At 40.9% G+C, this 13,802-nt stretch carries 15 protein-coding genes; 1 reads left to right on the plus strand and 14 read right to left on the minus strand.

Annotated features, from left to right (window positions below; translation table 11 throughout):
- Positions 1–125: 125 nt before the first annotated feature.
- The 10 genes from HT689_RS09390 to guaA all read right to left on the minus strand — a co-directional run bounded on the left by HT689_RS09390 (position 126) and on the right by guaA (position 9,810).
- Positions 126–545, minus strand: a complete 420-nt coding sequence (locus HT689_RS09390) for a F0F1 ATP synthase subunit epsilon (RefSeq protein ID WP_000068050.1) — start codon at positions 543–545, stop codon at positions 126–128.
- A 10-nt stretch (positions 546–555) separates the two neighbouring features.
- A complete protein-coding gene (gene atpD / locus HT689_RS09395) occupies positions 556–1,962 on the minus strand; it encodes a F0F1 ATP synthase subunit beta (RefSeq protein ID WP_000094360.1) in 1,407 nt (468 codons plus the stop codon).
- A gap of 85 nt (positions 1,963–2,047) precedes the next feature.
- Entirely contained in the window at positions 2,048–2,926 is an 879-nt protein-coding gene (locus HT689_RS09400; RefSeq protein WP_000301222.1) for a F0F1 ATP synthase subunit gamma, read from the minus strand.
- A 15-nt stretch (positions 2,927–2,941) separates the two neighbouring features.
- Entirely contained in the window at positions 2,942–4,447 is a 1,506-nt protein-coding gene (gene atpA, locus HT689_RS09405; protein WP_023942963.1) for a F0F1 ATP synthase subunit alpha, read from the minus strand.
- A 14-nt stretch (positions 4,448–4,461) separates the two neighbouring features.
- On the minus strand, positions 4,462–4,998 hold the full coding sequence (locus HT689_RS09410; protein WP_173226499.1) for a F0F1 ATP synthase subunit delta: 537 nt from the start codon (positions 4,996–4,998) through the stop codon (positions 4,462–4,464).
- Positions 4,998–5,492 carry a F0F1 ATP synthase subunit B gene (atpF, locus tag HT689_RS09415; RefSeq protein WP_112444247.1) on the minus strand — a complete coding sequence of 165 codons (495 nt, stop codon included), beginning with the start codon at positions 5,490–5,492 and terminating at the stop codon, positions 4,998–5,000. The genes HT689_RS09410 and atpF overlap by 1 nt, the downstream gene beginning before the upstream one ends.
- Before the next feature lie 13 nt (positions 5,493–5,505).
- Positions 5,506–6,222 carry a F0F1 ATP synthase subunit A gene (atpB, locus tag HT689_RS09420; protein WP_000392851.1) on the minus strand — a complete coding sequence of 239 codons (717 nt, stop codon included), beginning with the start codon at positions 6,220–6,222 and terminating at the stop codon, positions 5,506–5,508.
- 34 nt (positions 6,223–6,256) lie between these two features.
- Positions 6,257–6,457 (minus strand): F0F1 ATP synthase subunit C, encoded by a 201-nt coding sequence (locus HT689_RS09425; protein ID WP_001054562.1) that lies wholly within the window; start codon positions 6,455–6,457, stop codon positions 6,257–6,259.
- 261 nt (positions 6,458–6,718) lie between these two features.
- On the minus strand, positions 6,719–8,005 hold the full coding sequence (locus tag HT689_RS09430) for a U32 family peptidase (RefSeq protein WP_173226497.1): 1,287 nt from the start codon (positions 8,003–8,005) through the stop codon (positions 6,719–6,721).
- A gap of 242 nt (positions 8,006–8,247) precedes the next feature.
- Positions 8,248–9,810, minus strand: a complete 1,563-nt coding sequence (gene guaA / locus HT689_RS09435; RefSeq protein ID WP_012972538.1) for a glutamine-hydrolyzing GMP synthase — start codon at positions 9,808–9,810, stop codon at positions 8,248–8,250.
- A gap of 140 nt (positions 9,811–9,950) precedes the next feature.
- On the opposite strand from guaA, the gene HT689_RS09440 reads away from it, so the two are divergent.
- Complete coding sequence (locus HT689_RS09440; RefSeq protein ID WP_138702030.1) at positions 9,951–10,649, plus strand: GntR family transcriptional regulator; 699 nt, start codon at positions 9,951–9,953, stop codon at positions 10,647–10,649.
- A 147-nt stretch (positions 10,650–10,796) separates the two neighbouring features.
- Here the strand turns inward: HT689_RS09440 and HT689_RS09445 are convergent, their stop codons facing one another.
- From HT689_RS09445 to HT689_RS09460, 4 genes are all read right to left on the minus strand, one after another.
- Positions 10,797–11,693, minus strand: coding sequence for a DMT family transporter (locus tag HT689_RS09445; protein WP_138702029.1), 897 nt, complete (start codon positions 11,691–11,693; stop codon positions 10,797–10,799).
- A gap of 8 nt (positions 11,694–11,701) precedes the next feature.
- Positions 11,702–12,637 carry a serine hydrolase domain-containing protein gene (locus HT689_RS09450; protein ID WP_054392805.1) on the minus strand — a complete coding sequence of 312 codons (936 nt, stop codon included), beginning with the start codon at positions 12,635–12,637 and terminating at the stop codon, positions 11,702–11,704.
- Positions 12,634–13,359 (minus strand): CppA family protein, encoded by a 726-nt coding sequence (locus HT689_RS09455; RefSeq protein WP_023936414.1) that lies wholly within the window; start codon positions 13,357–13,359, stop codon positions 12,634–12,636. Before HT689_RS09455 ends, HT689_RS09450 begins: the two co-directional genes overlap by 4 nt.
- 125 nt (positions 13,360–13,484) lie before the next feature.
- Positions 13,485–13,802: aquaporin (locus tag HT689_RS09460; RefSeq protein WP_173281004.1), on the minus strand; the 318-nt coding region annotated here is incomplete at its 5' end.

Here is a 13,802-nt window from a genome sequence, read left to right on the forward strand (position 1 = left end):
TCTATCTGCAACCTCAAAACTGTGTTTTGAGCAACCTATGGCTAACTTCCTATGTTTGCTTTTTGATTTTTATTGAGTATAAAACACCATAAAAAATGAACTTGAGTTACCAAGTTCATTTTTTCTTATAGTCTATTTCCGACATTAATACGGTTAATGGCACGTTGCAGTGCAATCTTCGCACGACGTTCTTGGTCAATCAAGTGTTTGTCTTGTGCTTCTTCAATTGCACGTTCTGCACGAAGTTTGGCACGTTCTGCACGACTGATATCGATATCACGAGCACGTTCTGCAGAGTCAGCGACGATTGTAATCATATCATTGGCAATTTCAATAACGCCACCGTTTACTGCAATCCAGTTCACGTGATCTTTGTCATCAATACGTTTCACCTTTACTTCATCAACTGCTAAAACCGCAATCATATTTTCATGTCGTGGCAAGATCCCCATCTCACCATCCAGAGTTCGAACCGATACATAGCTGGCATGGTGATCATAGACGAGACCATCTGGTGTCACGATCTGGACAGTTAACTGAGCCATAGATCACCTCTTAAAATCCCATTTTTTCAGCTTTTGCAATCACATCTTCGATAGAACCTACACCACGGAAGGCATCTTCTGGCAAGTGGTCGTATTTACCATCAAGGATTTCCTTAAAGCCACGTACCGTTTCAGCAACTGGAACATAAGAACCTGGCTGACCAGTAAATTGTTCCGCAACGTTGAAGTTTTGTGACAAGAAGAACTGGATACGACGGGCACGAGCAACCAAGGTCTTTTCTTCATCAGAAAGCTCATCCATACCAAGGATAGCAATAATATCTTGCAATTCATGGTAACGTTGAAGGACACGTTTTACTTCAGCAGCAACTGCATAGTGCTCTTCTCCAACGATTTCAGGTGCCAAGGCACGTGAACTTGAAGCAAGTGGGTCAACGGCTGGGTAGATACCCAATTGTACCAACTTACGTTCCAAGTTTGTAGTAGAATCCAAGTGAGCGAAGGCTGTTGCTGGCGCTGGGTCAGTATAGTCATCCGCTGGCACATAGATAGCCTGGATAGAGGTTACCGAACCCTTCTTAGTTGATGTAATACGCTCTTGCAATTGACCCATTTCCGTAGCAAGTGTTGGTTGGTAACCAACGGCTGATGGCATACGACCCAAAAGGGCAGATACTTCTGAACCAGCCTGAGTGAAACGGAAGATATTATCGATAAAGAGAAGCACGTCTTGGCCTTCTACATCACGGAAGTATTCAGCGATTGTCAAACCAGTAAGGGCAACACGCATACGTGCTCCTGGTGGCTCATTCATCTGACCAAATACCATGGCTGTTTTCTCGATAACGCCTGATTCTTTCATTTCCCAGTAAAGGTCGTTCCCCTCACGAGTACGTTCCCCAACACCAGTAAATACTGAAATACCACCGTGTTCTTGGGCAATGTTGTGAATCAACTCTTGGATTAAGACGGTTTTACCAACTCCGGCACCACCGAAGAGTCCAACTTTACCACCTTTAAGGTAAGGGGCAAGAAGGTCGATAACCTTAATCCCTGTTTCAAGGATTTCAGAAGAGGTAGACAACTCATCAAAAGTTGGAGCTTTTTTATGAATTGGCTGACGCTCTGCATCTTCTGTAAAAGGAGCTTCCAAGTCAATGGTATCTCCCAAAACGTTGAAGACACGTCCCAAAGTTTCTTTACCTACTGGTACAGAGATTGGACGACCTGTGTCCAATACTTCCATTCCACGAGTCAAACCATCTGTTGATTCCATGGCGATAGTACGGACCATACCATCTCCCAACTCTAAGGCTACTTCAAGGACGATTTTTGTTTTTCTTTCGTCATTTTTGTAGACGACAAGTGCATTGTTAATCTCAGGAAGTTTTTCCCCTGCTGCAAACAAGACGTCTACAACGGGACCGATAACCTGAGCAATTTTACCTGAACTCATCTCCTTCTCCTATTCTATATAAGATACTGTCGGTTCCTAGCTCAACTAGGTCCTAAGTTCATTTTCATACGAGCTGGACTAAAGCCTATTCTAAGGCACTAGCACCTGCTACGATTTCTGTAATTTCTTGTGTAATCGCCGCCTGTCTGGCACGGTTATACTGAATTGTCAAATCATTGATGACTTTCTTAGCATTATCTGTCGCTGTTTGCATAGCGGTCATACCTGCAGCATTTTCAGCTGTCTTGGCATCGATAATAGCACCGTAAATCATACTTTCTGCAAATTGAGGCAACAACTGCTCCAAAATTTCTTCTCGGCTGGTTTCCAATTCAAAAGTCAAGCTGTAGTCTTCATCCGCTTCATTTGGATCCAAGTCAACAATCGGAAGCATTTGTTCCACACGCATTTGACTGGTTAGCGTATTGACATGGTGGTTGTAGCAAACATAAAGCTCATCAAAGAGTTCATTTTGGTACATTTCAACAGTTTTTGAAATAATCTTACGAACTTGATCAAAGCTAGGTTGGTCTGCCAAGCCACGTAGTTCATAAAGTGGTTGAATACCACGAGCCTTAAAGAAATCAGCTCCCATTCCACCAATACAGATCATTTCAAAACCTGTACCGTCTGGGTGGTATTCTTCTTTCAACTCCATAACGGCTTTCAGAATAGAGGAATTATAACCTCCAACCAAACCGCGGTCTGAAGTGATAACGATATAGCCTGTCTTCTTCACAGGACGGCTAATCAGCATGGGATTGGTTGAGCCACCAGCTCCATTACCATGAAGAATATCTGTCAAAAGTTTGCGAACTTTCTGAGCGTAAACTTGGAAGTTGCGAGCAGCTTCTTCAGAGCGACCTAGCTTAGCAGCTGATACCATTTGCATGGCATTAGTGATTTGACTCGTATTTTTTGTTGAGGCGATTTTTGTTTTAATATCATTTAGAGATACTGCCATCTGACACCTCTATTCTTATTGGAAGCTAGATTGATTGAGAAACTCTGTAATCGCAGCATCCAAGACTGCTTCTTCTGGCAAGTCTTTTGTATCACGAATGGTTTCCAAAATCTCTGGATGTTGAGCATCAAAGAAGGCATGGAACTCTTCCTCGAAACGAACAATATCATCTACTGGAACAGTATCCAAGAAACCATGTGTCAAAGCATAGAGAATGGTTACTTGTTTCTCAACAGGTAATGGTTTGTGAACAGGTTGTTTCAAGACCTCAACTGTACGACGACCGCGGTTCAACTTAGCCTGTGTTGCTGCGTCCAAGTCAGAACCAAACTTAGTGAAGGCTTCCAATTCACGGTATGAAGCAAGGTCGATACGAAGTGTACCAGCAACCTTCTTCATGGCTTTGATTTGCGCAGAACCACCTACACGTGATACAGATGAACCCGCATCGATGGCTGGACGAATACCTGCATTGAAGAGACCATCACCAAGGAAGATTTGTCCATCAGTGATTGAAATCACGTTGGTTGCGATATAGGCTGAGATATCTCCTGCTTGGGTCTCGATAAACGGTAGGGCTGTAATTGATCCACCACCAAGTTCATCAGAAACTTTAGCTGAGCGCTCAAGCAAACGGCTGTGAAGGTAGAAAACATCCCCTGGGAAGGCTTCACGACCTGGAGGACGACGAAGCAAGAGTGACAGTTCACGATAAGCTACCGCTTGTTTTGATAAATCATCATAAACAATCAAAACATGTTTCCCTTGGTACATAAATTCTTCCGCCATGGCAACCCCAGCATAAGGAGCTAGGAAGAGCAATGGAGATGGTTGTGAAGCAGAGGCTGTCACAACGATTGTGTAATCCAAGGCACCGTACTGACGTAGTGTTTCTACTTGCGTACGAACTGTTGATTCTTTTTGTCCAATCGCAACATAGATACAGATCATATCTTGACCTTTTTGGTTCAAGATTGTATCAATCGCAATGGTTGTTTTCCCTGTCTGACGGTCCCCAATAATCAACTCACGTTGACCACGACCAATCGGTACAAGGGCGTCAATAGCTTTCAAACCAGTTTGCAATGGTTCTGATACAGACTTACGTTGCATAACACCAGGAGCTGGCGCTTCTACTGGACGAGTTTTATCAGTGTGGATTTCTCCAAGACCATCAACTGGACGACCAAGCGGATCCACAACACGACCAATCAGACTTTCACCTACTGGGACTTCCATGATTTTACCTGTACGGCGGATTGTATCGCCTTCACGGATATCTGTAAAGTCACCTAGGATGATAATACCAACGTCTGTTGACTCCAAGTTTTGAGCCATACCATAAGAGCCGTTTTCAAAAATCAACAACTCTCCACTCATGGCATTTTCAAGGCCATGAGCACGTGCGATACCATCCCCGATATAGGTTACAACACCTGTTTCAGTCACATCAAAATTGGGTTTGAAATTTTCAATTTGTTGCTTAATTAAAGCGCTGATTTCTTGTGCGTTAATTGCCAAAAGAACACCACTTTCTATTTCAAATTTTCTTTAACAACTTTAAGTTGTTGTTTAATACTCACATCAATTGTCTTGTGATTGGCAAAAATGACAAAACCACCAATGAGACTTTCATCGATTTGTTCTTTTACACTCCGCACTTTCAGAGACATTTTCTTCTCAATCAAAGGGAGCAAACGACTCTTTTGTTCATCCGTTAAAGGATGAGCAGCAGTAATCGTCACTTCAAATCGATTTGTTTCTTTTTCAAGTCGGTTCAAGCAATCTACAAGCACATCATAAAAAAGATTTGCTCTGTGATTGTAGGCCAGAACCTGGATAAAGTTTTGTATTAAAGGTGACACAGAGTCTTGAAAAAAAGCAATTGTTTTTTCCTTGTCAGACTCGTCTACTGCCACTTGTTTTAAAAAAGAAGGCAGACCTGTTTCTTCAGCAACTTGCTTGATTTGAGTCAAGTCTGAAAAGATACGGGCTTCTTCTCCTTTTTCAAGTACCAATTGGACAAAAGGCATGCTGTATTTTTCAATTACCTTTACTGTTTTCTTGTCCATTAAGCTTCTCCTAGCTGATCGATATACTGATCAATGAGTTCTTTATGGGCATGACCGTCAAGGTTTTGTGAGATGATTTTACCAGCTAGGCTGATGGTCAAATCTGCTACCTCACCCTTAACGCTTTGTAAAGCTTCAGCTTTGTTTTGAGCAATTTCTTGGTTTGCTTTTTCTTTTAAGCGTCCTGCTTCTAGTTTAGCATCTACTAAAATACTAGCCTTACTTTTCTCAGCTGTTGCTTTCGCATTCTCAATGATTGCCTTGGCTTCTTTACGGCTACCAGCCAATTCATCTTCGCGTTTTTGAGCCAATACTTCTGCTTTTTGACGGGCTTCTTCAGCACTGTCAATATCAGTAGCAATTTTTTCAGCTCTTTCTTCGAAAATGCCTGTAATATTAGACCATGCAAATTTTTTAATCAAGACTAGCAAAAGAATAAAAGAGCCAGTGATTAAAATAAAATTACCAATCAATTCACCTACTGTTACGTGCATCAGTTACTCCTTTCTATTCCTCTTCAATATTAATCTTATTCCCTAAATACACAGATGTCAAAAGAGTAAAGACATAAGCTTGGATGCAGGAAATAAAGACAGAAAATGCAGTCCAAGCCAAATTAGCTCCAAAGGCTACTGGATACCAATAAATAGCTTGGTGGGAAAGAAGAAGTAACAAACTCGTCATGACCTCTCCTGCAAAGATATTCCCAAAAATCCGCAAAGCCAAAGATAAGAAGTTTGTAAATTCTTCCAAGATATTCATCGGTATGACAAAAACAGGACTCATAAAAGATTTTATACTTTTTTTAAATCCACGACGACGAACGCTTTCTATATGTGTCAACAAAATGACAAGAAAAGATAAGGTTAAGTCATACTGTAAATTAGCGGTTGGCGAACTCCACCAGTTAGTCCCATCGATCGTTTGAAGCTTTGTCATTAAGCCAAGGTTATTGGCAATCACCATGAAAAGAAATAAACAAAGGAAAAAGAGTGAGTAATCTTTCATGTAGCGCGAACCAATGTTAGGTTCTGTAAATCCAATAACAAAGTCATAGACATACTCAAGTACATTTTGCTTTCCTTTGGGTTTCAAGGTCATATTGCGGCTTGCCCAATAAATAAAGACAAAAATAACTCCCACAATCAACAAGGTCATGGCTAACATAGTCAGATTGAAGATAACAGGACCAATAGAGATGATTGGATTAATACTTTCTTCCATCTAAAATCCTCCCTTTTCTTCTCGTTCCATGTATTTATTTGATAATAAATGAGAAGACAAGAGTTACAAAGAAAGTTCCTTCAATAAAGGCAACACCTAAAAACATCAAACTACGAAACTCAGAAAGCATATCTGGTTGGCGTGCTACTGATTTAAACAGTCCATTCATCAATAAACCTTCACCGACAGATACGCCCATACAGGCAATACATAAGCCTAAAAATGTTAAATTCATAACGAATTCTCCTTTAAAATAAAATTTACTTACTTAGTGTAGTCCTAAAATTTAAATTTGTCAACTTTTTTTGCACATTGGAAGCGTTTAATGAAAATTACTTCCATTTTCTTTCGTATTTCACTCTATTCTGAAAAACTTGTGTATATTTACTGAAGCTAGCAAGTCTTACCTGTAAATTTAATGAAAGCAACACAAAATCCGAGAGGGGAATCTCGGATTAAGGTCAATCTATTGTTAGTAGTTCTTATTTAATGTTTATTAAGCACGAACTGTGACGCTGGTTCCATCTTCCTTATAAAGATTGATAAGCCCCTCTTTAAGAGCTCGAACCATATCTCCTGCTTGCACAGGTTGTGGAACCTTGATTGTCAAGAGTTCCATTGGATTTGGAGCGCGATCGATCTTATTTCCTTTGGCATCGTGCAAATCTTCGATATACGTTTCAAAATGACGGAAACCTGGACCATAAAACTCAACTTGGTCGCCTTCGTTAATCACGTTCCGTTGACGAATAGTTGCTGTTTGTGTCGCCTCATCATAAGAAACTACCTCAGCGACAAACTTATACTCAGGAATTTTACGACGAGCACCAAACAACTGCTCATTTTCAGATGGTGTACCATAGTAGAAACCTGTTGCCAATTCACGTTGGGCAACCTTCCACATCTCGTCCACCAAGTCTTGTTTGATAGCTTCAAACTTTTCAGGACTTTCAAGATAGGCATCCACAGCCGCCTTGTAGCAGTTGGTTACTGTTGATACGTAGTGAATAGACTTCATACGTCCTTCGATTTTTAGACTGTCCACACCATTTTCAATCATATCTGGGATATGGTCAATCATAGACATATCAACGGCTGACATTGAAAATTCTTCTGGAATCTCACCCTTAAGGCTCTTACGTTCTTTCCCAAATGGCATATCGTAAAGGTCGTACTTCCAACGGCAAGACTGAGAGCAACCACCACGGTTAGCATCACGCATACTCATATGGTTTGAAAGAGTACAACGTCCAGAGTATGAAATACACATAGCTCCATGGACAAAGGCTTCAATTTCAACATCTGTACGTTTGCGGATTTCAGCTAATTCTTCCATTGAAACCTCACGCGCTAAAACGACACGAGTCAAACCCAGTTCTTTCCAGAACTCAAGAGTTTCATAGTTAGTGGCACTGGCTTGAGTAGAGAGATGGATTTCAAGACCTGGTGCTTCTGTCGCTGCAATCATAATCAAGGCTGGGTCAGATACGATAACTGCTGCAATGCCGATATCACGTAGTTTACGGAACCACTCACCAGCACCAGCTTCATTTCCTTCGTGCATAACCATATTGGCAGCTACATAGACCTTAGCTCCATACTTAGCCGCAAACTGCACGCCTTCTTCCATCTGTTCGAAAGTAAAGTTGCCTGCACGGCTACGAAGACCATAGGCCTGACCACCGATAAAGACAGCATCTGCCCCATACTGAACAGCTACTTTTAGCTTCTCTAAAGTCCCTGCAGGTGATAAAACCTCAGGACGTTTTAATGTTTTTGTCATGTTTTCTCCTATTTGCAATATAAAAGTTTGACGTTTTTCCTTCTCATTTTATAGTAAATAAGGGATAAAATCAAGCCTAGACGGATTGTTTTGACAATTCTAATCTTTTAAGCTGTGCATCATGACTGATAAACTGTCGAAAATTCACCCAGTTTTAACAAGTAGTCAAAAAGTCTAGAAAAGTAAAAACCAGTACCCAAAGATACTGGCTCATTAAACTACATAAATTAGTCCTTAGTTAACTACTCCCACTCAACTGTTGCAGGTGGTTTACTTGTAATATCATAGACGATACGGTTCACATGATCCACTTCATTTACGATACGTACTGAGATTTTTTGAAGGACATCCCAAGGAATTTTGGCAAAGTCAGCTGTCATACCATCGATAGAGGTAATAGCACGGATTGCAATTGTGTAGTCATACGTACGACCGTCACCCATAACACCAACTGAACGAACGCCTGTATTGACCGTGAAGTATTGCCAAATATCGCGGTCAAGACCAGCCTTTGCAATTTCTTCACGGAGGATAGCGTCTGACTCACGAACAGTTTCTAGTTTTTCCTCAGTGATTTCTCCCATGACACGGATAGCAAGTCCTGGTCCTGGGAATGGTTGGCGCCATACGATATGGTCTGGCATACCAAGCTCTGTACCAAGGGCACGAACTTCATCTTTATAGAGAGTGTTGAGTGGTTCGATCAATTCAAACTGCATATCTTCTGGAAGACCACCCACGTTGTGGTGTGACTTGATAGTTTGAGCTGTATCCGTACCAGACTCAATCACGTCTGTGTATAAGGTACCTTGAGCAAGGAATTTCACATCTTTGAGCTTGCTTGCTTCGTCATCGAATACATAGACAAACTCATTACCAATGATTTTACGTTTTTGTTCAGGGTCAGAAACGCCAGCAAGTTTGTCAAGGAAACGTTTAGCAGCATCTGCTTTGACGATATTCAAACCAAACTTACCACCAAGCATGTCCATAACTTGGTCCGCTTCTCCTTTACGAAGAAGACCGTGATCCACGAAGATACAGATCAATTGATCGCCAATCGCTTTTTGGAGAAGAACTCCAACAACTGAAGAGTCAACACCACCTGATAGACCAAGAAGGACACGTTTATCACCGACGGTTTCACGAATTTTTTGGATCTGCATATCAATGAAGTTATCCATTGACCAGTCGCCTTTAGCCTTACAAATGTTGAGAGCAAAATTACGAAGGATATCATTCCCGTATACAGAATGACGAACTTCTGGGTGGAATTGGATACCGTAAATGTGTTTATCTGGGTTTTCGATGGCTGCGTATGGGCAGTCAGCTGATGTACCTGTACGAACAAAGTCAGAAGGAATCTCAGTAACCGCATCACCGTGGCTCATCAAAACAGTCTGCTCGTCTGGTGTTGATTCAAAAAGAGCTGATGGTGTGTGAGTAAGAGTTGATTGACCGTATTCACGATTTCCAGCGTCACCTGCAGGGACAACTTTTCCTCCAAGTTTATGGGTCAATAACTGCATACCGTAACAAATTCCCAAAATAGGAATTCCGAGTTCGAAGATTTCTGGGTCAATATCGAATGAACCATCTTCATATACAGAGTTTGGACCACCTGAAAGGATGATTCCTACAGGATTGATTTCACGAACTTCAGCAGCTGAAATTTTATGGCTTTTTAGTTCTGAAAACACACCAATCTCACGGATACGGCGTGAAATCAGCTGGTTGTATTGGCTACCATAATCCAATACGATGATTTTTTCTACATCTTGCAAATCAGTTGAAATGTTGCTCATCTTTTTCCTTTCTCAAAAGAAATATCTTTTTTCAATATTCTATCACAAATAAGGGCGAATTACCAACTAAACAAGGCGAAGTTTGACTTTTTCTAGTTTATTGGGGTACAATAGAGAAAAGATAGAAATGAAGTGAAAATATGCTACCTGCTTATATGAAAATCCATGATCAGATTAAAAAGGATATTGACGATCACCGTTGGGCTATTGGGGAGAGGCTTCCTAGTGAACGAGATTTAGCAGAGCAGTTTGCAGTTAGTCGCATGACCCTTCGCCAAGCTGTATCTCTATTAGTTGAAGAAGGTGTCTTAGAGCGCCGTGTAGGAAGCGGCACCTTTGTTTCCAGTACTCGAGTACAAGAAAAGATGCGAGGGACAACCAGTTTTACTGAAATTGTTAAGTCCCAAGGTAAAGTTCCCTCTAGCCAGCTCATTTCCTACAGAAAAACCATTCCCAATGAGCAGGAAGTTGCCAAGCTAGGAATTTCTCCAACAGAGAATATTATCCGAATGGAGCGGGTACGCTATGCCGACAAAGTTCCTCTGGTTTATGAAGTTGCTTCTATTCCTGAAAAATTCATTAAGGACTTTAAAAAAGAAGAAATCACCAGTCATTTCTTCCAAACCTTGCAAAAACATGGCTACCGTATTGGTAAATCACAACAGACCATTTATTCTCGCCTTGCTAAAGAAAAAATTGCCCACTATTTAGAAGTTGAAAAAGGACATGCTATTCTTGGTTTGACTCAGGTTTCCTACCTAGAAGATGGTACTGCATTTGAATACGTAAAAAGTCAATATGTAGGCGAACGTTTTGAATTTTATCTTGAAAACAATTAATACTCTTCGAAAATCAAATTCAAAACGTGTCAACGTCGCCTTGCCGTACTCAAGTACAGCCTGCGGCTAGTTTCCTATTTTGCTCTTTGATTTTCATTTAGTATAAAATACTACGCAAAAACTCTCTGTCACGGACAAAGAGTCTTTTTATTTTTCTAAGAGTAAATCTTTCAACGAAATCAAAGTTACAGCAAACAATATCATTGCCATACCAAGAAAATCAATGGGATAAAATTGTTCATTCATGATTAAGAAGGCAAAGAAAACAGCCGAAATTGGCTCAATTAAAGCCAACAAACTTGACTTAACCGGTCCTATCAGACTGGCTCCTTTTAGAAAGGCTGTATAGGCAAAGACAGTCCCGATAAGGACAATGCCCGCAAATGCAGGGAGAAAATCAAGACTAGTTAGGATAGTAGCCTCTAGAACTCCTGTAAAAGGAAGGGCGACCAAACCTGCTATGACCATTCCCACACCAATGACCAAGCTGCTCCCCCACTTCTTAATCAAGGCTATGGGTAAAATAATATAAAGTGCGTAAGTCAGAGCAGAAAAGAGACCCCAGAACAGACCTGCAGGTGTCATAGATAACTGGTCCACCTGCCCATGAGTGGCGATCAGGAAGGTCCCTCCGATGGCTAATATGATAGAAACTATCTCTCCCAGTGTTGGCGCCACCTTATCTTTGATACAGCTATAAATCAAAATCCCGACAGGACAAACATACTGAAGCACAGTCGCTGTTCCTGCATTGGTTTCCTGAATAGCAGTTAGATAGGCGAATTGGTTGAGGAAGAGGCCAATTAGAGCAAAAATAAGAAGAGACAGCAAACTCTTTCTATCCTTTAAAAAGGCCAGCATTTTATCCTTTGCAGTAGCATAAGCCAAGAGCATAAGAATCCCACCGGCGATTAGAAGACGCAAGTTGGTCAAGACCAGAGACAAAATCCCGTGTGCCATCAGGTATTGGCCACTCGTTCCTGACAAGCCCCAAGCAATCCCAGCCACAACTGTTAATAGAGTCCCTTTTAAACTGTTTGACATATCTCTCCTTACTCTTCTTTGCGAATCAAGTTCATCACTTGATTGCGTTCTACAATCCATTGAGCCCTCTCATCCTTTTCATAGGTACGATTCGATAGGAAAATGGCCGCTTCTTGCTTCTGGCGATTCCACATGATAAAGGTACCTGTATAGCCCGTATGGTCTAGCCAATCTCCTGCCAAATTCCACGCCAAAGAACGTTCCTTGTCATCCAAAGGTGAAAAATTTTGACTCAAATCTCTTGCAAAATCATCTGCTAAATAGTGTTCTAAAAAGATTTGTAAATCCTTTACAGTCGAAAACAAACCAGCACTACCTGCATGTCTGCCCAAGAGGCGAGCCTTGGGATCATGTACCAGACCTGCCTCGACACCTCTAACTGTTGGAACAGCAAGCTCAACAGGTCCAAATTGGGTTTCCGTCATTCCCCACGGTTTCCAAACTTGTTCTTGTAAAATTACATCCAGTTCTTGATTAAAGATTCTTTCCAAAATAAAGCCCAACAGCAAAAAATGGACATCTGAATAAAGAAAGGCTGGCTGACTTCGTCTCTTGAGATGAAACATCGCTTTCTTTAATTCAGGGGCTGTTAAAAGATCACGATTGGGAATAAAAGGATCAAGATCTGTTGCGTGAGTCAAGAGCTGACGAATAGTGATGTCTGGATAATCACTCTCAGCTAAAAAATCGGTTACCGGTCTGTCAATATCTAATTTGCCTTTTTCCCACAAAAAGGTAAAAACCGTACCAGCCCCAACAACCTTGCTGACACTAGCTAGGTCATAAACTAGTCCTGCCTCAGTCTGCAAGCCATGCTCTGGGTGACTCTGACCAATATAGAACTCCGTCCATTGATTGTCCTTAAAATACGCAAAAGAGGCTCCGGGATAAATCCCTGCCTCGATTTGTTCTTCTATTTTTTTAATAATCTGGGTCCACTTCATACTTCTTCAAACCACAATTCAACATTATTTCTATCTTTTCCAAGGAAGAATTTTTCAGACTTAGGAATAAAATATTCTGTAGACTCAAACTTCTGGCGAAGACTTGATATATCTAGTTCATTGACCAAGAACTTGAGCATAGATAAGTCCCAGGTAACCGTATTGTCCACAGTCAAATCCTTCCCCTGAGCTGGAATAAAATCAAGGGATGCCCCAATTTCAGATGATTCCAAGAAACTTTCGATATCAGTTTGGAGATGTAATTCCATAGAAATCTCAAATTTACTTAAAGAGATTGATGCCAAATCTGTTTGAAATTCAGGCTTTTCTCCTACTTCTACTAGACTTGCTCTGTCATCTTCTGCATGAATCAAAATCAAATCATCTTCTGGTGAAAAAATTTCAAAAGCGTAGCCATTTTGACCTTTATATAATCGATGAATCGAATCTGTTTTAGATAAGAGTCCCTCGATTTCTAAGGGATTTTCCACCTTGATAATCAATCTAGCCAATTTTTTTCGTCCCTCTACCTTACGAGTACGCATGCTTGGTGCTTCTTCTAAAACCAGCTTTTCAAGACCTGTTTGGTCCCCTAGTGATAGGAAGGCTGATTCCTCTAACAAGGCCTTCATGCCAAGGGTTTCAATATAAAATGTTTCATTTAATTTTCTATTATTAACTTTTAAAGTAGGAATAATCCGTACAATCTGATTTACATTCATAAATTCCTCCATCACTTTTTATTTTAAAGGATTTTAGAATTTTTTACAAGATATTATGCTCAAATTTACCGATTTTTCATAAAAATTTCATCTAAAAAACCGAGGCTTTCCTCGGTTTCAATTTCTTATAGGTAAAGGAATTTGAAGATAGCTACTGCCGCAATTGCTGCTGCGATAGGTGCTACTACCGGTACCCAAGAATACCACCATTTTGAATCACCTTTGTGCTCACCAAGAACTGATTTTGGAAGGAAAGCATGAAGGAGACGTGGTCCCAAGTCACGGGCTGGGTTCAAGGCAGGTCCTGTAGGTCCACCAAGTGATGTTACCAAAGCCATAACAAGGAAACCAAGTGCCAAGTGAGCTACTGAAAGTCCTGAAGCAGTGTGTGGAGCAACCTGTGCTTTAATAGCCAAGTCAGAAAAATCAACTGTTTGTCCTGC

Source organism: Streptococcus sp. 2342 (genome assembly GCF_013276795.1).
Classification (GTDB): domain Bacteria; phylum Bacillota; class Bacilli; order Lactobacillales; family Streptococcaceae; genus Streptococcus.

What these genes read in the sequence shown, in the direction of transcription:
- HT689_RS09390 (WP_000068050.1), bottom strand. Translation starts at nt 545, where the DNA reads ATGGCTCAGTTAACTGTCCAGATCGTGACACCAGATGGTCTCGTCTAT.
- atpD (WP_000094360.1), bottom strand. Translation starts at nt 1,962, where the DNA reads ATGAGTTCAGGTAAAATTGCTCAGGTTATCGGTCCCGTTGTAGACGTC.
- HT689_RS09400 (WP_000301222.1), bottom strand. Translation starts at nt 2,926, where the DNA reads ATGGCAGTATCTCTAAATGATATTAAAACAAAAATCGCCTCAACAAAA.
- HT689_RS09410 (WP_173226499.1), bottom strand. Translation starts at nt 4,998, where the DNA reads ATGGACAAGAAAACAGTAAAGGTAATTGAAAAATACAGCATGCCTTTT.
- atpF (WP_112444247.1), bottom strand. Translation starts at nt 5,492, where the DNA reads ATGCACGTAACAGTAGGTGAATTGATTGGTAATTTTATTTTAATCACT.
- atpB (WP_000392851.1), bottom strand. Translation starts at nt 6,222, where the DNA reads ATGGAAGAAAGTATTAATCCAATCATCTCTATTGGTCCTGTTATCTTC.
- HT689_RS09425 (WP_001054562.1), bottom strand. Translation starts at nt 6,457, where the DNA reads ATGAATTTAACATTTTTAGGCTTATGTATTGCCTGTATGGGCGTATCT.
- HT689_RS09430 (WP_173226497.1), bottom strand. Translation starts at nt 8,005, where the DNA reads ATGACAAAAACATTAAAACGTCCTGAGGTTTTATCACCTGCAGGGACT.
- guaA (WP_012972538.1), bottom strand. Translation starts at nt 9,810, where the DNA reads ATGAGCAACATTTCAACTGATTTGCAAGATGTAGAAAAAATCATCGTA.
- HT689_RS09440 (WP_138702030.1), top strand. Translation starts at nt 9,951, where the DNA reads ATGCTACCTGCTTATATGAAAATCCATGATCAGATTAAAAAGGATATT.
- HT689_RS09445 (WP_138702029.1), bottom strand. Translation starts at nt 11,693, where the DNA reads ATGTCAAACAGTTTAAAAGGGACTCTATTAACAGTTGTGGCTGGGATT.
- HT689_RS09450 (WP_054392805.1), bottom strand. Translation starts at nt 12,637, where the DNA reads ATGAAGTGGACCCAGATTATTAAAAAAATAGAAGAACAAATCGAGGCA.
- HT689_RS09455 (WP_023936414.1), bottom strand. Translation starts at nt 13,359, where the DNA reads ATGAATGTAAATCAGATTGTACGGATTATTCCTACTTTAAAAGTTAAT.